The organism is Meiothermus rufus DSM 22234 (assembly GCF_000423425.1).
GTDB classification, from domain to species: Bacteria; Deinococcota; Deinococci; order Deinococcales; family Thermaceae; genus Meiothermus; species Meiothermus rufus.
The window spans coordinates 1-18,214 of sequence record NZ_AUHY01000024.1; the positions used below are offsets into that span (position 1 = coordinate 1).

Sequence of the window (18,214 nt, forward strand, 5' to 3'; positions counted from 1 at the left end):
GCTTAGGGCGGCGGGAGCGGGGTTTGAGTCCGGCCAGGCCCTTTTCTTTTAGGGCTTTTTTCCAGCGGTGGTAGGTGGCCCGGCTGATCCCGACCAGGTCCTGGATCTCCTTCCAGCTCTTTTTACTTTCACGCAGGGCTTTGACCAGTCGGAGCTTGCGCAGACGTTCCTTGACCTCTGGGTCGCCTGCTTTGGCCTCGGCCAGCCTCTGTGCTTGTCTAGCGCCTTGCCATATCTCTCGGCCAACGGTGGTAAACTGCACCTGGGGAACCTCCTTTCTTGGTTGGTTCCCCTCTTTTTATCCCAGCTTAGAGTCTCACATGTGTCCGTCCAGGTTCAGCCAGGGGGCAGAGGCGCGACAGCAAATGTGGATCACCTGCGTTGACGCCACCTGCAACAGCTTCTATACTCATGGGCCAAGGTGTCGAACAACCGTTCGTTTGAAGATGGCAAGTTAGAGAAGCCCACCCGTCGTGACGAAATCCTCGATGCAGCCGGGCAGTTGTTTAGCCGCCAGGGGTTTCATGCCACCTCCATGCGCGACCTAGCCCGGGCGGTTAAGCTACAAGGGGGCAGCCTATACGCCCACATCCAGTCGAAGGAAGAGGTGTTGTTTGAGCTAGTCAACCGGGCTGCTGACGAGTTTTTGGAGAGCGCTACCTCCATCCCAGCCCACCTTCCACCTCAAAAACAGCTCGAGCGCCTGATCTGCGGCCACCTCGAGGTTATCGCCCGCGAGCTGAATAACGCCACGGTCTTCTTCCACGAGTGGAAGTTCCTCACCCCCGAACTACAAAACCAGATAAAGGCCCGCCGCGACGCCTACGAGGCCCACTTCAAGCGGGTGATCGAGGCAGGGGTAAAGGCCGGGGTCTTCCGGGTAGAAGATGCACGGTTGGCGGCCATCTTCGTCCTGTCGGCGCTCAACTGGACTTACCACTGGTACCGCCCTGGAGGCAAGCTAAGCCTCGAGGCGCTATCGCAGCACTACCAAAAGCTAATCTTCCGCGCCCTGGGATACACTCCTGAGGGCTAATAAACGTCCTGCAAAACGCTTTGCAGGGCTTCCTCGAAGGCATAGGGCTGGTCGATCCAGGGGTAGTGCCCAGCCCCCTCAATCAACTCTAGCCGCCCCCCGGTCAGGTCGGCCACGCTCTGGGCCTCGGGGTAGCTGCTGGCGTCCAAAAGGCCCAACAGCACGGCAGTCGGGGTCTGTACGTCTAGCAGATAGGGGGTGTAGTCTAGGTGCCAGAGCCCATTGTGCACGAACATACGGCCCGGCGCATCGTCGCCCAGAATCATCCCCCCTTCGGCAATCCACTCCAACTCCATGCGGCTGTGCGGGCTGGGGAAAAGCAACTTGTCGAAAAGGAGCTTGGGTTCTAAATGGGCAAAAGCCTCCTGCAAAAGGAGGGTGGGGTCTTGCAGCACAGCCTCGGCCGCTTCCAAACCCCGAAGCTCGAGGGAAGCCCGGTAAAGCTGACCGGCTAGCCAGGGGAAGTTTACCCAGGGGTTGATGGTCAGTACCTGCTGCACAGCCTGGGGAAAACGCCGGGCATACTCCAAGGCTAGCAGCCCACCAAAACCATGCCCCAGCAGGGTCCAGGTATCCAGGCCCAGATATTCACGCAAACGGGCCAGGTCATCTACCAACGCATCCAGGGTAAAAAGCGTAGGGTCCTCCGGCAGGGCTGGGCTACGGCCACTGCCCCGTTGATCGAGGTAGAGCACCCGGAAGCTTTCCAGGTAATCGGCTAGCCCTTCCCGCAAAGCATAGCTGCTTCCCCCAGGCCCCCCATGCAATACCAAAAGGGTGGGGGCCTCCAGTGGGCCGGTATCCTCCAGGTAGACCTCCACCCCCTGGGCCAGGGGGATCCAGTTGATTTCTTCACGCATGGTGGGCCTCTTTGTAAATCTTTTCACGATTTCTCTTCGTAAAAAGATTCTTCGCCAAACCTCGAGCTTTGGGAAACCCAGCCTTCCTCCAACAGGGCAAAGCTCCAGTAGCGTACCCCGGGCAAAGCAGCCGCTTGGGCCTCAATCCCTGGGGCGTAGGCCCAGACCTCCAGGAGGTATAGGCCCTGTTCCGCGCGGTAAAGCAGCCGATAGGGGTAGGGCCAGCCCCGGGCTAAAGCCCGCAGGGCCTCGCCGTCTTTGCCCTCAATAAACATGACCTGCACCACTTCCCCCTATCTAGTCCGGCTGAGCCAGGCTGCGCCATAGGCGTTCTAGAAACAAGACCTGGCAGGCCTCTTCTAGGCTGGTCATTCGGGCATAGGCCTGCAGCAATGCTTCCTCTGGAGTAGCTCCGGTACCCCTGACAAAAGCGCCATGGCCGCGCACTACACAGGCCGGATGGTGCTGTAGGGCCTGGGCCACGGCCTGGGCAACCTCCGGGGTCGCTGAGAGGCTCTGGGGGGCCACCACCGGTATTTGCTCAAAGTAGTAGCGTCCCTCGAGGTCAATGGGCACAATGCGCTCCATATGAAAGGAAAGGGCAATGGCATAGCGCGGGTGGGCGTGCACCAGCGCCATAGCCTCGGTGGAACCATAGACCGCCCGATGCACCCCCCGCTCCACCGAGGCTCCCTGGTCGCGTGTGGGATCGGGCTTTAGGGGAAGCCACAGTAAATCCTCAGGGGTAAGGTGGGCTTTCTGCACCCCAGAGCGGGTAATCCAGAAGCCCTGCCCATCCCGCACCGAGAAATTGCCTGAGGTAGCCGAGGCCAGACCAGCAGTAAACAGGTCGGCCCCGACTTGCTGAAAGGTAATGTAGAGTTTAGCCTTCATTCCCCTGCACCCGGCGGGGATCCCTTTCGCTGGCCTGCCAGCTAGGCCTCACGCCCGGGCTGCTCGGGCCGCACCGCTGGGCGACGCACACCGCCTACCGGGGCCTGTTCGGCCTCGCGGCGGGCTTCCTCTAGGCGCTTGAGGGTTTTCTGATCCACCACTTGGGTGTTGCGCACGAAATCGGAGCCCGTACCGGCCGGGATCAGCTTGCCCAGGATGACGTTTTCCTTCAAGCCAATCAGCTCGTCGAGCTTGCCGGCTATGGCCGCCTCGGTCAGCACATGGGTGGTGTGCTGGAAACTGGCAGCCGAAAGCCAGCTCTTGGTGGAGAGGGCACTCTTGGTCACCCCCATCAGCACCGGCTTCCAGCTCGCCGGGGCCTTACCCTCGGCCATCAGGGCCTCGTTGGCCTGCTCGACATCCCACTTCTCGATGACCTGGCCCTCGAGGTAACGGCTGTCTCCAGGATCGGTGATCTCTACATACTTGAGCATCTGCCGCACAATCACCTCGATATGCTTGTCGTGCAGCTTCACCCCTTGGGCCCGGTAGACCCGCTGAATCTCATCGGTCAGGTAGCGCTCCACCGCTTCGGGGCCTTTGGCTTCTAGAAGCTGGTGGGGATCGATGGCTCCCCGGGTCAGCGGCTGGCCGGCCTCCACCGTCTCGCCTTCTTTCACCGTCAGGCGAGCCTCCTTGGGCACACGGTACTCCTTAGAGAAGCCCTCGCTGCTGACCACGATGCTGAGCTTGTCCTCCAGTTCCTCGATGTGCACCGTGCCGTCTATCTCGGCGATTACCGCCTTGGCCTTGGGACGGCGGGCCTCGAAGAGCTCGATTACACGGGGCAGACCCTGGGTGATGTCGGTTCCCGTGGCCACCCCCCCGGTGTGGAAGGTGCGCATGGTGAGTTGGGTACCCGGCTCACCGATGGACTCCGCGGCCACCACGCCTACACTCTCCCCGATGTTGACCAGCTTGGCCATGGAGAGGTCCCAGCCGTAGCACTGTTGGCAGACCCCATAGCGGGTGCGGCAGGTGAGGGGTGAGCGCACCGGCACTTCCTCAATCAGGCGCTCTTCCGCTGCCTTGATGATTAGGTTCACGTCCTCGAGGCTGAGCTGATGCCCTTCGCTGAAGGTCTGGCCCTTGACCTCAAACTCGCGCGCCACGGTGCGGCCATATAAGCCCGACTCGATATCGCTCCGCTTGCGCAGCCGCTTGTTGCGGAAGGCCTCGTCGAACTGCAAAAGGGGCACCGAGATGTAGTCGGGGGTGCCGCAGTCGGCCTCGCGCACGATCACCTCGTGGGCCACATCATGCAGCTTGCGGGTCAGGTAGCCCGAGTCGGCGGTGCGCAGTGCAGTATCGGCCCCACCCTTGCGGGCTCCGTGAGTGGAGATGAAGTACTCGAGCACGGTGAGGCCTTCGCGGAAGGAGGCCTTCACCGGCACCGGGTAGGTCTCGCCCGAGGGCTTGGCCATTAGCCCCCGCATCCCGGAAATCTGGCGAATTTGCTGCGGGTTACCCCGTGCCCCGGACTGGCTCATCACGTACAAGGGGTTGAAGGGGTAGTTCTCCTCGAAGTTCTTGAATACCGCATTAGTCACCTTCTCGGTGGTCTGGCTCCAAAGCTGGAGAATCTGCTGGAAGCGCTCCTCTTCGGTCATCAAGCCCATCTCATAGGCCTGCTCGATCTGGGCCAGCTTGGCATCGGCCTCCTGCAGGTATTGCTTTTTCTCCGCTGGAATGACGGCATCGTCGATACCAATGGTAATACCAGAGGTGGTGGAAAAGACAAAGCCGTAGTACTTGAGCGCATCCAAGAGCTTAGCTGTCTTTTCCACACCCAAGGAGAGGAAGCTCTTGTAGACCAGGTCCTTGAGGGAGTTCTTCTCCTGGGCCACCTCGAGGTTGACCAGCTCCTGGGCCTTTTGCGGGTCCTCGATAGCCTCAGCCACGATGCGCAAGAAGAGCATCCGCCCGGGCGAGGTTTCCAGAAGCTTATCGCCTAGGCGCACGGTGACCACATCCTGGTGGTCTACCACCCCGTTTTGCACCGCCAGCAGAGCCTCGTCTACGCTACTGAAGACGTACTTCAGGCGGCCTACGCTGGTCTCCTTACCGGCTACCTTGATGGGGGCGTTGAGGGCTACCCGGCCTTCCTCATAGGCTTGGAGGGCTTCCTGGGGTGTGGCAAACTCCAGACCCTGACCCTTCTTCTCGCGGCGGAGCTGGGTGATGTAGTACAGGCCCAGGATGATGTCGCGGGCCGGCTTGGCAATGGGCTCACCCGAGGCCGGAGAGAGGATGTTGTGGCTGGAGAGCATCTGGATGCGGGCCTCGGCCTGGGCATAGCTGGAGAGCGGCACGTGCACGGCCATCTGGTCGCCGTCGAAGTCGGCGTTGAAGGCCTCGCAGACCAGGGGGTGGAGCTGGATGGACTGGCCTTCGACCAGCACCGGCTGGAAGGCCTGGATACCCAGGCGGTGCAGGGTGGGGGCGCGGTTCAGAAGCACCACCTTGCCGTGGATGACCTCTTCCAGGGCGTCCCAGACCTCGTCCTTGATGTCGCGGGAGCGCTCCAGCATCTTTCGGGCACTCTTGACGTTGTTGGCGATGCCCTTCTCCTCCATCCTTTTCAAGAGGAAGGGCTTGAAGAGTTCTAGGGCCATCCGCTTGGGCAGGCCGCACTGGTGCAGCTTGAGCTGGGGCCCCACCACAATCACGCTGCGGCCCGAGTAATCCACCCGCTTGCCCAAGAGGTTCTGGCGGAAGCGGCCTTGCTTACCTGAGAGAATATCGGTAAGGGAGCGCAACGCCCGGTCGGAGCCGGGGTTGGTGACCGGGGTACCCCGGCGACCGTTGTCCAACAAAGCGTCGACCGCCTCTTGCAGCATCCGCTTCTCGTTGCGGATGATCATCTCTGGGGCCCCCTGGGCCAGCAGCTTCTTCAGGCGGTTGTTGCGGTTGATGAGGCGGCGATAGAGGTCGTTGAGATCAGAGGTGGCAAAGCGCCCGCCATCCACCTGTACCATGGGGCGCAGGTCGGGGGGCAGCACCGGCACTGCCTCGAGCACCATCCACTCCGGGCGGTTGCCCGAGTCGCGGAAGGCCCGCACCACCTCCAGGCGCTTCCTAGCCTTGGCCCGACGGGCCCGGCTGGGGTGCTTCATCTCCTCCACCAGCTCGGCCTCGAGCACCCCCAGGTCAATCTCCTTCAAAAGCTCCTGGATGGCCTGGGCCCCCATCTTGGCGTCGATATCGTAGGACTCGATGACGCGCACAGCCATGCGGATGAAGTCCACCTCCACCCGGCCATAGATGTCCGAGACCACCTTGCCCCCATCGGCCAGGGCATCCCCCGGGGAGACCCGGTCGCCGTTGGTAACCTCCACATCGTCCTCGAAGGGGTAGAGCTTGGCCTTCATCACCACGATGGAGGCCGGCTCGTGCAGGTGCACCACCCCATCCGCCTCAGCGAAGACCTCTTCCTCTGGCTCGATGGCCCCCACCAGCTTGTCGCCCTTACGCACCTGCATCCCCTCGGCCACCAGCACGTGCATATGGGGCTGCAGGGGGTAGTCGGCTATGCGGGAGCGCTCGAGGGTAAAGCTAAGGTGAACCTCTTTCTTACGGGCCTCCACCTCGAGGCCCACCACCTTGAGCCCTCGAGGAAGCCTGAGCTGCCCCTTGCCTTGGGCCAGCACATCCCCATGCCCCACCAGCTCACCCTGGCCCACCTTAAGGTGCATCCCGGCGGGAATCAGGTAGATGGCGCTCACCTCGCTGGTATCGGGGTCCCGCACCTTGAGCAAGGCCCCCTCTTCCAGCTCCTCCAGATCCACCGCCCCGGCATCCTCGCTGATGATCTGGTAGGAGGCCTCGAGGTCGGCTATAGGCTCACCCGGCTTGTAGCTGTCCTGCTCGATCCAGGCCTCCTTAGGCAGGGTCAGGCTGGCCCGCTCCTTGAAGGCGTAGGCCACCCTAAGGCGGCGGGGAAAGCGAAAGAGGGCCAGGCCATCCATCTTGCTCACGATGCCCGGGGCCAGTTCCTGCCCCTTCTTGACCTCCTCGCCATCCTTTACCAGCGCATCCACCCCGGCTGGGATGGCATAGGTCTCCTGCCGGCCAAAGCGCAGCTCACGGTACTCCTCATCGGTGAGGAGCTGCCGCTTCTGCACCGGCACCCCACCCAGCATGGCCCCCTTAGGATCGATGACGATGTACTTGGCGAAGTAGAGCACCTGCTCCAGCTCCTGGGCTGAGAGGTCGAGCAGGGTTCCGATCTTGGAGGGCACATCCTTCACGTACCAGATGTGGGCTACCGGGGTGGCCAGCTCCACATGCCCCATGCGGTAGCGCCGCACGATGCTCTTGGTTACCTCGACACCGCAGCGCTCGCACACCTTGCCCTCGAAGCGCTGGCGCTTGTATTTGCCGCAGGCGCACTCGTAGTCCTTCTGCGGCCCAAAGATGCGCTCATCGAAGAGACCATCGCGCTCGGGTTTGAGGGTACGGTAGTTGATGGTCTCGGGCTTTTCTACCTCGCCGTAGCTCCAGCTACGAATCTTTTCTGGCGAGGCCAGGCCGATGCGTACTTTGCGGACTTCTCGTTTGATCATTCGCTCACTCCATGAGAAGGGGGATAAACCGGCCTCCCCTAGCGGTTACCGCCGGCTGGCCAATCCTTCGAAGATGTCCAGGTTACGGCTGTTCTCGTCGTAGGTCTCTACGTCCAAGCCCAACGACTGTAGCTCCTTCACCAACACGCGGAAGCTCTCCGGCACGCTGGCCTCGGGCACATCCTCGCCCTTGACCACCGCCTCGTAGGCGGCATTGCGCCCTTCGATGTCGTCGGACTTGAGGGTGAGAATCTCCTGCAGGGTGTGGGCTGCCCCGTAGGCCTCGAGAGCCCAGACTTCCATCTCACCAAAGCGCTGCCCACCGAACTGGGCCTTTCCGCCCAGGGGCTGCTGGGTGATGAGGGAGTAAGGGCCAGTAGAACGAGCGTGCATCTTGTCCTCCACCATGTGGTAGAGCTTCATGATGTACATCACCCCCACCACAATCGGCCCCTCGATGGGCTCCCCGGTGCGGCCATCGTACAGCACGCTCTTACCCTGCTGGGCCACCTCGCGTAGCTGCTCAACCGGATCGGCATCGGCCTGCACCAGGCCCAGCTTGGCTGCCCTAGCCAGCACCTCCCGCTCGCGGTTGTCTAGGCCAAAACCGGCCTTGGTGCGCTCGGCCCATCGCCGGTCGAAGGCCTGGCCCAGCATCTCCTTAATCTCTTCCTCGGCCACACCATCAAAGACCGGGGTGATGAACTTCAGGCCCAATTCGTAACCCGCCAGCCCCAGGTGGGTTTCCAAAATCTGGCCCAGGTTCATCCGGCTGGGCACGCCCAGCGGATTGAGCACGATGTCTACCGGGGTGCCATCGGGTAGGTGGGGCATGTCCTCGGGGGGCAGGATTTTGGCCACTACCCCCTTGTTCCCGTGGCGGTTGGCCAGCTTATCCCCCACCTGCAGCTTGCGCTTCTGCGCTACATAAACCCGTACCACCTCGCGCACCCCGGGCTTGAGCTCCACCCCGGGGTCGCCCCGGCGCAGGCGCAGGGTGCGCACCACAATCCCACCCTCACCCGGGGGCACCCGCAAGGAGGTGTCCTTCACATCGCGGGCCTTCTCACCGAAGATACTGCGCAAAAGGCGCTCTTCTGGGGTGGGCTCGGTCTCGCCTTTGAAGCTGGTGCGGCCCACCAGAATATCCCCCGCCTTGACCTCGGCCCCAATGCGCACCACCCCATCTTCGTCCAGGTCGCGCAGGGCGGCTTCGGAAAGGTTGGGAATATCGCGAGTTATGCGCTCCGGACCCAACTTGGTGTCGCGGGCCTCAATCTCGTAGCGCTCGATGTGCACCGAGGTGTAGAAGTCGCGCCGCAGCAAATCTTCAGAGATGACGATGGCGTCCTCGTAGTTGTAGCCATCAAAGGGCATGATGGCCACCAACACATTCTGCCCCAGGGCTAGGTGCCCTTCCTCCGAGGCCGGGCCATCGGCTAGGAGTTCCCCCTTCTTGACCCTTTGCCCCCTGTAGACGCGGGGACGCTGGTCGAGGGCAGTGCCCTGGTTCGAGCGGACAAAGCGGCGCAAGGGAAACTCATACAGGCCCCGATCCTCTCCCCGCACCATGATCTTGCAGCTATCCACGTACTCCACAACCCCATCCACGCTGGAGTACAGCGAGGTCAGCGAGTCGCGCACCACCCGTTCCTCTACCCCGGTCATCACCACCGGGCTTTGGGCCCGGATCAGGGGGACGGCCTGGGCCTGCATGTTGGAGCCCATCAAGGCCCGGTTGGCGTCATCGTGCTCGAGGAAGGGAATCAGGTTGGTGTTCACCGAGAAGATCTGCTTGGGCGAGACGTCCATGTACTCGACCTCCTCGGGCCGCACCACCATGGGCTCCCCTTTGCGGCGGGCCACCACCTGATGGGTGTCGAAGTGACCATCTGGGCGCAAGGGGGTGTTGGCCTGGGCAATGGTATAGCGATCCTCCTCGGTAGCGGTCATGAACTCCACCTGGTCGGTAACCTGCCCATTCACCACCTTGCGGTAGGGGGTGAGGATGAAGCCCAGGTCGTTGATGCGGCCAAAGGAGGCTAGGGAGCTAATCAGACCGATGTTGGCCCCTTCGGGGGTCTCGATGGGACAGATGCGGCCATAGTGGGTGCGGTGCACGTCGCGCACGTCGAAGCCGGCCCGCTCCCGGGTCAGCCCCCCCGGCCCTAAGGCCGAAATACGCCGCTTGTGACGCAGCTCAGAGAGGGGGTTAGTCTGGTCTTTGAACTGGGAAAGCTGGCTACGCCCGAAGAACTCACGGATGGCCGCCACCAACGGGCGGTTGTTGACCAACTTAGCCGGGGTCGCGCTCTCGGGGGTGCCCAAAAGCATCCGCTCGCGCACGCCGCGGGCCAGACGGGAAAGGCCCACCCGGAACTGGTCGGCTAGAAGCTCGCCCACCGTGCGGATGCGACGGTTGCCCAGGTGATCGATGTCGTCCGCCTCGTACCCGGGCTCGCCGCTTTGCAGGGCAAAGAGGTATTTGAGCACCGCCAACAGGCCCTCGTCCTTGAACTCGCCGTTTTCGAAGCGAACCAGCATCCGGCCCGAAAGCTGAATGCCCAGCTTTTGCTGCGCCTTGTACTTGCCAGCCTCGCCCAGGTCGTAACGCCGGGGGTCGGAAAGCAAGGAGTGTAGGTAGGCCATGGCCTTATCACGCTTGGGAGGGTCGCCGGGGCGCAGCTCGGTAAAGAGCTTCAGCAAAGCCTCGTCAGTGCCCATCTCCAGAACCTTGGTGCCGCGGTACTGGGCCTCGAGCAACCCTGGCAGAAGGTCGGGGTAGGCGGAAAGCTCCTTACTCAGACTTTCCGTGGTAAAACCCAAAACCCGCAACAAGAGGGCTAGGGGGAATTTCTTTTTGTTGACCTTCATTACCACCACGCCCGACTGCTCGAACTCGAGGTCGATCCAAGGCCCCCGTTTGGGCAGTGGAATAACCGAGGCCACATAGCGGCCTGGACGGGCCTGGTCGGCGGTGAAGTAGACCCCAGGCGAGCGGTGAATCTGAGAGACAATGACCCGGTCGGCCCCGTTGATGATGAAGGAGCCATCCTCGGTCATCAGGGGCAGGTCGCCCAGGAAGACCTCATCTTCCTTAATCAGGCCGGTATCGCGGTGGATAAGCTGTAGCTTGGCATAGAGCGGGGCCTGGTAGGTGAGGTCTTTTTCCCGGCACTCGTCCTGGTCGAAAGGGGGGTCGCCCAGGCGGTACTCGAGGAAGTCCAGCACCAGCCCCCGGCCCTTCTCCCCCTCCTCGATGGGAAAGGTCTCCTTGAAGGCCGCCTGCAACCCCACCGGCTCCCGCTTGGCCGGGGGTACCTTGGCTTGCAAGGCTTTGGCGTAGGACTCAACCTGGATTTCGGTAAGGGGGGGTAGGGGAATGACTTCTTTAATCTTGCCGAACCGCTTTATCTCCATCCAAACACCTCGTAACCCTGTGGACACGTTTTCGCGCGACAGCCGCACGAAAACGGCTGGCTTGGGGTCGCTGTGGGGGTTTTCCGTAAGCTAACAGGGTTCTTCCGCAGGCGAGAGGCTCCCTGCGGCGGCTGGCTCTTACGCTTTTTGTGGGTTACGCCCTAGGGGCTGGCCACAAAACACAAAAAAAGAATAGCACAACCGTGCGCACCAATGCAATATGCACCTCGAAGGTTCAAGCTGCTGGGCCAAAGTGTAGCACAGGGGGGGTTGGCCTACAAGGGGTGGACGCCAAGGTGGCTTAGAACCATGATGGGGAAAGAGGAGAAGGCTTTGCTAGGCTTGTACGTTCACGTCCCCTTCTGCCCCACCCTTTGCCCCTACTGCGACTTCCACGTCGTCCGGCGGCAGGGCGGGGTGGTGGAGGCTTATCTAAAGCGTCTGGCCGAGGAAGCCGCAGCCCTTTACGAGCGCTTTCCAGGCCCGCTAAAGACGCTCTACTTCGGCGGGGGCACGCCAAGTTTCCTCCGTGCAGGCGAACTCGAGCGCCTCTTCGCCCTCCTCCCCTGGCCGCTTCAGCCCGACGCAGAGGTGACCCTGGAGGCCAACCCCGGCACCCTCAACCCCGAGCGGCTGGCCCTGTTCAAACACCTGGGGGTGAACCGGCTCTCCCTCGGCGTACAGAGTTTTCAGGAAAGCGTGCTCAAAACCCTGGGCCGGGCCCATGGGCGTAAAGGGGCCTTACGGGCAGTGGAGCTAAGCTTAGAGGCTGGTTTGCGCACCTCGATAGACCTGATTCTGGGCCTACCCGGCCAGGACTTCGAGGCCGACCTGGGCGAAGCGGTGGCCCTAGGGGTAGGGCATGTCTCGGCCTACACCCTGCAAATCGAACCCGGCACTCCCTTTGCCCTGCAGGGCATCCGGCTGGAGGAAGAGCTGGAAGCCGCCGCCCTCGAGCAGGCCGAGGAAACCCTAGGGGCAGCCGGGCTTTTGCGCTACGAGGTCTCCAACTTTGCCCGGCCTGGCGAAGAGAGCCAGCACAACCGCCTGTACTGGCAGGCTGGGTTCTGGGGTGCGCTGGGGCCTTCGGCGGTGGGCCACTATCCGGGGAACAACGGAACCTACAGCCTCCGCCTCACCCACCCCCCGCTCCCGCGCTGGCTGGCGGGAGAGGCGCCCTCGCTCGAGGCGATCAGCCCGCTCGAGCACGCCAAAGAAGCCCTGATGCTGGGGCTAAGGTTACAGGAAGGGGTGGATGTGGGCGCCCTCGAGGCCCGCACCGGCCTACCCCTTTGGGCTTGGCTAAAGCCGGTGGTGCAGGGGCTGGAGGCCGAAGGCGCCCTACAGGTGGAGGGCCAGCGGCTGCGGGCCACCTGGCGCAACACCCTGCACCCGCTCATCCTAAGGCTGTGGGAGGGGCTCGAGCTTATAGGAAGCGGGCGAACACCCGGCTAAGGGCCTCGAGGTCATCTGGATTCTCCTGCAAAACCCCATAAACCCTCCGCCGGTCGATCTCCAGATACTCGCGCACTAACAGGTTACGAAACCCGATCATGCGCAACCACCGCTCAGCCAGAGCCTCGCCCACCAAACCCCACGCGCGAAAGATGTAAACCAAATCCCTAGCACGCTCGAAACTCCCCCAATTCTCGTCCGCGGCCAGATGGGCAGCCATGTCGCTGATGGCCTCGATAGATAGTTGCAAAAACCGCTCCGTTGCACCATAGCGCTCGGGGTTAGCTAAGAACTCCTCAGGAGTGGAGCGGGCCAGCCCCCGCAACACCCTCAAGCACGCCTCCAAATGCGCAAGCCGCCGCCGCAACACCTCAGGCCGGGTCACCGAGCCACCGCCTCTTCATCGCCTCCCGCTGCACCCGCAGGAGGGGCTCCAAATCCCAGTACTCGCGCACTACCCGTGAAACATAGCAGCCCAGGCAGAAACCAGCCCGTTGGTAGACGACCCGGTTGGCCCGCACCACCTCGAAGGCCAGCACCAGCGGGGCATGGTTCAAAACCAGCAGGTCTACCCGCTCGAAACCCGCCTTCACTAAATCGGTGAGCAGATCTAGCGTAGGGTCGGGCTCTGGGGGTTCTAGGTACACCGCCAAGTCCCAATCGCTAGCCGCTCGAGCCTGGCCACGGGCGCGCGAACCGAACAAAAAAGCCGCCTGCACCTGGGGATAGCGGGCAAACAGCACGCCGAGCGGTTGGGAAGATCTCCCCATACCCTTAGGGTAGCGCAACCGGACGTGGCCCCTGGGCGCTGGCGCAAAAGGGCCTCGAGGCGGCACGGCAGAAGGGCGTTCATCCTTGAAATTCCGACATTGCGATGCTTAAAAAGCAAAAGGGCCGCCTGGCAGCGGCCCCCTGGGGTGCGAAAGCCCTAGCGCTCCACTGCCCCAATATCGCAGGCCGAACCCCGGGGCCGGCTCACCCCGCGGGCGTCGGTAGAGAGCGGGTTGTTGCTCAGGTCGGTGCAGCTAGCCGCCGGCACCTTATCCAGGCTGCTCGGCCCTATTCCACCAGGTAGAGCACCTCCAAGAGCGCCCCAAGGTAGCCCTCGGGAGAGAGGCCCTTTTTGACCAGGCGAAAGCCCGGGGGGTACTGGGTGGCCTCCACCCGGAAGGGCAAAGCCCGCAGGGCACGGGCGTCGTAGTCCAGGCGGGGCGTCTGGAAAGCGATCTGCAAGTACAGCATATCCTCGGTGATGGAGACCACCCCTTTGGCCTGGGCCACCAGGCGCAGCTTGGTCAGGGCCAGGAAGTTTTCCACCTCCTGGGGGGCCGGGCCGTAGCGCTCCTTTAGCTCCCGCACCAGGCGGGCCAGCTGGGCCAGGCTCTTACACTCGGCCAGGCGGCCATAGTAGCGGCTGCGGGCCGCAGGGCTGGGGATGTACTCCGGGGTCAGCCGGGCCGAAAGCTGCACATCCAGGGTGACATGGCGCTCGGGCTCTATGGCTTCCCCTTTGAGCTTGCGGATGGCCTCGGAGAGTAGCTCGGTGTAGATCTCCAGGCTCACCGACCGGATGTGCCCATGCTGCTCGGGGCCCAGGAGGTTGCCCACCCCGCGGATCTCCATATCTTTTTCGGCCAGGAGGTGGCCCGAGCCCAGGTCGGAAAGGTCGGCAATGGCGGCCAGACGGCGCTCGGCCCCCTCACTCAGGCGCAGGGGGTGGAAGAGGTAAGCCCAGGCTTCCTTATCGCGCCGGCCCACCCGGCCCCTGAGCTGGTAGAGCGCCGCCAGGCCCAGCCGGTCGGCCCGCTCCACAATCAGGGTGTTGGCCTCGGGGATATCCAGGCCGCTCTCGATGATGGTGGTGGCCAGCAGCACGTCAAAAGCCCCTTCGGCAAAAGCCTGCATGGTCTCTTCAATCTCGGCCTCGTTCATCTGGCCGTGCACCATCCCGATGCGGGCCTCGGGGATGAGGGCCTCCAGGTACTGGCGGCGGGCCGGCAGGCTGGCCACCCGGTCGTGCACGTAGAAGACCTTGCCTTCGCGCTCGAGCTCATCCATTACGGCCTGGCGCACCAGACTGGGGTCGAAGGGGGCCAGCACGGTGCGGATGGGCTTGCGGCCCGGGGGAGGGGTTTGGATGCTGGAAAGGTCGCGCAGGCCCACCAGCGCGCTGTAGAGGCTGCGGGGGATGGGGGTGGCCGAGAGGTAGAGGGTGTCCAAGGCCGCGCTCAGCTCGCGGATGCGCTCCTTCTGGGCCACCCCGAAGCGGTGCTCCTCGTCGATGATCAAAAGCCCCAGGTCGCGGAAGCGCACGTCGGGAGAAAGCAGCCGGTGGGTACCGATGACAATGTCTATCTGCCCTTGGGCTAACCCTTCCAGAATGGCCCGCTCCTCTCGCTCTGAAGTAAAGCGGGAAAGCCCGGCCACCCGTACCGGTAGGCCGGCTAGGCGCTGGCGGAAGGTTTGCCAATGCTGTTCGGCCAGCAAGGTGGTGGGCACCAGCAAGGCCACCTGGGCCCCATGCCCCACCACCCGGTGGGCGGCCCGCAGGGCCACCTCGGTTTTGCCAAAGCCCACATCCCCCGAGATGAGCCGATCCATGGGCCGGGGGGCCTCGAGGTCGCGCAAAACCTCCTCTAAAGCCTTGGCCTGGTCGGGGGTGAGAGTGTGGGGGAAGTTGGCCGCCACCAGGGCATCCCACTCCGGCAGGGGGCCAAAGGCCCGGCCTGGGGTGGCCTCGCGCCTAGCATGCAGCACCAACAGGCGCTGGGCCAGCTCTTCCGCGTCTTTCTGGGCCTTCTCTTTAGCCCGTTTCCACTCCCCCTTGCCCAAGGAGGAAAGGGCCGGGGGGTCGTCGGTGGTGCCGGGGTGGCGCTTGAGCAGGGGTAGCTGCTCCACCGGCAGGTACAGCCGCCCTTCGCCCGCGTAACGCAGTACCAGATAGTCGCGCTTGGCCCCCAGCACCTCGCGGGTCTCTAGGCCCAGGTACTGCCCGATGCCATGCTCGGGGTGAATCAGGTAGTCGCCTTCTGCCAAAGCCCCGGGGTCTTCTACCCCGGTGCCCACTACCCGCCGGCCCCGCAGAGCCTCCGCCGACCCAAAAGCGTAGAGATGGGCCTCGCTTAGGTAGACCACCCTGGCTGCCTCATCCAACACGCCCCCTTCAAAGGGGGCCGGCACCAAGGTCAGCCGGCCCGCAGAAGGGGTACCAACCTGGGCTGCACTCTGGATGGGCAGGCCCTCTAGCTTGCCCAAAAGGTAGGCCCGGCTTTTGGGATGGCGGTAGAAGAAGACCACCGCGTAGCCCTGGGCCAACCAGGCCTGCACATCCTCCACAAAACGGGAGAGGCGGGCCCGGTAAGGGGGCAGGGGGTGGTAGGGTAACGCGCACACCGAAAGCTCCGGCCCCCCCAGGCCAAAGGCCACCCGATCGCGCCCCTGCAAAAGGGGCCATAGCGCTTCCGGAGCCAAGGCGGGGGTGTCGAGGTAGACCGGGCCGGGGAAGTGCTCGAGCTTGGTTGAACTCCAGGCCTCCGCCTTGCCCTCGCGGGCCACCAGAACGTAGCGCCCCTGGGGCTGGCCTTCCACCCACAGCCTCTCTAGCTCGTCGCCGAAGAACTCCAGCCGCAGCTTGGCTGGGTAAAGCTCGAGCACCTCGCCTTGCACCCTATAGTCTTCATCCCGCCCATAGCCCAGGCAATCCAGCCGCTTTAGCAGTTCGGAGCGCAAGTAGCGCTGCCCTACCCCCAGCACCAACCGCCAGTCCTGGGGCTCTTGGGGGAAGGGGGCCAGAGCCTCGGCATAGCTCATGACCACCACCTGGGCCTCCCCCCAGGCCTCGAGGCCAGGGTTTACATAGGCTGTAACCCCTAGGCTGGCCAGGTCGGCGTACAGCGGCAGGCGCTCCTCGGGGCACAAAAGCACCCGCGGCCCCTGGGCTTGGGCAAAAAGCAGGGCCCGCGCCACCTGGGGCAGGCCGGGTAGGTAATGGTTGAGGATGGGCTTTAGCGTTGGGTTCATGGCCCGCACAACAACACCCCTTCTACCAGAGCAGACCCGGTAGAGCAACCCAGTCTACCGCGCTTTGCCCTGGCGCGGAAACCGGCCCCAACCAGGCCGCGGCTTGCTAAACTGGCGGGGTGAAGGTTTTGGTTACCGGCTTTGAACCCTTTGCCGGCTTGGCACACAACCCCAGCCAGGCCCTGCTGGCCCACCTGCCCCCGCGCATAAGAGGGACAGAAGTTGTTTCAGCCTGCCTCCCCGTGAACGCCCAGCAGGCCCCAGCAGCGCTAAAAGCCCTCTACCAGACTCACACCCCCCGGCTGGCCCTGCACCTGGGGTTGGCCCAAAACCGCCCTTTGCTCAGCCTCGAGCGCCTGGCGGTGAACCTGCTCGACTTTGACATCCCCGACAACGGCGGGCACCACCCCAAAGACGCCCCCATTCTGCCCGGGGGCCCACTGGCCCTGCTTAGCCGGCTGCCCCTTCGCATAATCCAGGCCCGCTGGGCCCAGGCTGGCATTCCCAGCACGCTGAGCAACAGCGCGGGGCTTTACCTGTGCAATCAGGTAATGTACCTGGCCCTTTCCTGGCTGCCCCCCGAGGTGCCCGCCGGCTTCATCCACCTCCCGCCGGATGAAACCCTGGCTGCCCAACGCCCCCAGGCCTACGTACCCCTGAAGACCCAGGCCCAGGCCATCCTCCTGGCGCTGGAGACCTGCCTCGAGGCCCTGGCATGAACGACCTGCTGGTAATTTCCGGGGGCAACGCCGAGGATTTGATCGGGGCCACGCTATGCGACCACCTGAGCGGGCTTTCGCTGTGGGCTTTGCCGCTGGTGGGGGCCGGCTGGCGCTACGAGGGCCGGGTTGAGCAGATCCTAGGCCCCCGTACCCAGATGCCCTCCGGTGGCTTTCCTTTCAACAGCCTGGAGAACCTGCTGGCCGACTTGCGGGCCGGTTTGGCCACGGAAATCTTCAGCCAAATACGGGCGGCCCAGGTCGCTCGCCGAAGGATTCGCGCGGTAGCCGCGGTGGGCGACGCCTACACCCTGGCGGTAGCCTGTGTGGCCTCGGACTGGGGCCGGCTGCCGCTATTTCACCTCCAGCCGCAAATTTCCCACTACTACTGGGCTGGGCGCAGCACCTGGGAGCGCCTGAAACAGCTAAACCAGTTTGGCGCCGAAGACTATCTGTTCTACGAGCGCTGGATGCACCGCTTCGTGCGGGCGGTATATGTGCGGGACCGGCTGAGCGAAGAACGGGCCCATCGGTTAGGTATGCACAAGGCCCGCTTTGTGGGCAGCATGGCCATGGACACCCTGGGCCCCCCTGAGCGCGACCTAGAGAGCCTGCTGGATGGCCGGCCAGTGCTGGTGCTGCTCCCGGGCACCCGAGGCGATGTGCGGTTTAGCCTGCCCCTCATGCTGCAAAGCGCCGCCCTGCTCCCGGAGATGCAGGCTTTGGTGGCCTGGGCTGGCGATTTTGCCCAGGTGCCCCTGGCCCAGGGCTGGTCGCTCAGCGTGCTGGATGAACAAACCGCTATTGCCCAGCAAGGCCCACAGCGGGTCTGGCTCTTGCGAGGGGCTTTCTCGGCCATTTTGCACGTGGGTCAGGTGGTCATCGGCACCGCCGGCACCGCCAACGAGCAGGCCGCTGGGATGGGCCTCCCGGTGGTGGCCTTTCCCACGCCGGGGCCGCAGTACACCTATCCAAACGCCTTGCGACAAAGCCGCCTCCTGGGCAAGGCCCTGGCGCTGGTCGAGGCCCACCCCACCCAGGTGGCCGAGGCGGTGCGCGAACGCCTGCACAACCCCCGCCTGCGGGAGGAGGCCCGGCGGGATGGCCTCGAGCGCAACGGGCCCCCGGGGGCACTGCCCCAGATTGCCCATGAGATTCGCCAGACTTTGGCCTCGTCTGGGTAGC

Annotated in this window: 14 protein-coding genes; 4 read left to right on the plus strand and 10 right to left on the minus strand. The window is 63.6% G+C overall.

Annotation, left to right across the window (positions count from 1 at the left end):
* A partial coding sequence (locus G552_RS14865) for a helix-turn-helix domain-containing protein (protein ID WP_156890682.1) occupies positions 1 to 262 on the minus strand: 262 nt, incomplete at its 3' end.
* 159 nt (positions 263 to 421) lie between these two features.
* Between G552_RS14865 and G552_RS0105890 the strand changes: the two genes are divergently transcribed.
* A complete protein-coding gene (locus G552_RS0105890) occupies positions 422 to 1,036 on the plus strand; it encodes a TetR/AcrR family transcriptional regulator (RefSeq protein ID WP_051195700.1) in 615 nt (204 codons plus the stop codon).
* On the opposite strand, the gene G552_RS0105895 is transcribed toward G552_RS0105890, so the two are convergent.
* Genes G552_RS0105895 through rpoB form a run of 5 tightly spaced genes read right to left on the minus strand, consistent with a single transcriptional unit; the run spans position 1,033 to position 10,835 of the window.
* Positions 1,033 to 1,896, minus strand: a complete 864-nt coding sequence (locus G552_RS0105895) for an alpha/beta fold hydrolase (protein ID WP_027882193.1) — start codon at positions 1,894 to 1,896, stop codon at positions 1,033 to 1,035. The genes G552_RS0105890 and G552_RS0105895 overlap by 4 nt on opposite strands.
* 23 nt (positions 1,897 to 1,919) lie before the next feature.
* A complete protein-coding gene (locus G552_RS14870; protein WP_342664857.1) occupies positions 1,920 to 2,171 on the minus strand; it encodes a hypothetical protein in 252 nt (83 codons plus the stop codon).
* A 22-nt stretch (positions 2,172 to 2,193) separates the two neighbouring features.
* Complete coding sequence (locus G552_RS0105905; protein ID WP_027882194.1) at positions 2,194 to 2,790, minus strand: class II aldolase/adducin family protein; 597 nt, start codon at positions 2,788 to 2,790, stop codon at positions 2,194 to 2,196.
* Positions 2,791 to 2,831: 41 nt separating this feature from the next.
* Entirely contained in the window at positions 2,832 to 7,412 is a 4,581-nt protein-coding gene (locus G552_RS0105910; protein WP_027882195.1) for a DNA-directed RNA polymerase subunit beta', read from the minus strand.
* 48 nt (positions 7,413 to 7,460) lie between these two features.
* Positions 7,461 to 10,835, minus strand: a complete 3,375-nt coding sequence (gene rpoB / locus G552_RS0105915) for a DNA-directed RNA polymerase subunit beta (protein WP_027882196.1) — start codon at positions 10,833 to 10,835, stop codon at positions 7,461 to 7,463.
* Positions 10,836 to 11,168: 333 nt separating this feature from the next.
* Here rpoB and hemW point away from each other — a divergent pair, with 333 nt between their 5' ends.
* A complete protein-coding gene (hemW, locus tag G552_RS0105920) occupies positions 11,169 to 12,290 on the plus strand; it encodes a radical SAM family heme chaperone HemW (protein ID WP_156890683.1) in 1,122 nt (373 codons plus the stop codon).
* Here hemW and hepT read toward each other — a convergent pair.
* The 4 genes from hepT to mfd all read right to left on the minus strand — a co-directional run bounded on the left by hepT (position 12,262) and on the right by mfd (position 16,310).
* A complete protein-coding gene (gene hepT, locus G552_RS0105925; protein WP_027882198.1) occupies positions 12,262 to 12,675 on the minus strand; it encodes a type VII toxin-antitoxin system HepT family RNase toxin in 414 nt (137 codons plus the stop codon). The two genes, hemW and hepT, sit on opposite strands and share 29 nt — an antisense overlap.
* Positions 12,662 to 13,060: a type VII toxin-antitoxin system MntA family adenylyltransferase antitoxin gene (gene mntA / locus G552_RS0105930; protein ID WP_027882199.1), complete on the minus strand. Its 399-nt coding sequence runs from the start codon at positions 13,058 to 13,060 to the stop codon at positions 12,662 to 12,664. Before mntA ends, hepT begins: the two co-directional genes overlap by 14 nt.
* Positions 13,061 to 13,218: 158 nt before the next feature.
* On the minus strand, positions 13,219 to 13,329 hold the full coding sequence (locus G552_RS16940; RefSeq protein WP_281167337.1) for a choice-of-anchor Q domain-containing protein: 111 nt from the start codon (positions 13,327 to 13,329) through the stop codon (positions 13,219 to 13,221).
* Positions 13,330 to 13,349: 20 nt separating this feature from the next.
* Entirely contained in the window at positions 13,350 to 16,310 is a 2,961-nt protein-coding gene (gene mfd, locus G552_RS0105935; RefSeq protein WP_027882200.1) for a transcription-repair coupling factor, read from the minus strand.
* Between the two features lie 119 nt (positions 16,311 to 16,429).
* Between mfd and G552_RS0105940 the strand changes: the two genes are divergently transcribed.
* Both G552_RS0105940 and G552_RS0105945 read left to right on the plus strand, forming a co-directional pair.
* Complete coding sequence (locus tag G552_RS0105940) at positions 16,430 to 17,029, plus strand: pyroglutamyl-peptidase I (protein ID WP_027882201.1); 600 nt, start codon at positions 16,430 to 16,432, stop codon at positions 17,027 to 17,029.
* Positions 17,026 to 18,213, plus strand: a complete 1,188-nt coding sequence (locus G552_RS0105945) for a lipid-A-disaccharide synthase-related protein (RefSeq protein WP_027882202.1) — start codon at positions 17,026 to 17,028, stop codon at positions 18,211 to 18,213. The genes G552_RS0105940 and G552_RS0105945 overlap by 4 nt, the downstream gene beginning before the upstream one ends.
* Position 18,214 lies beyond the last annotated feature (1 nt).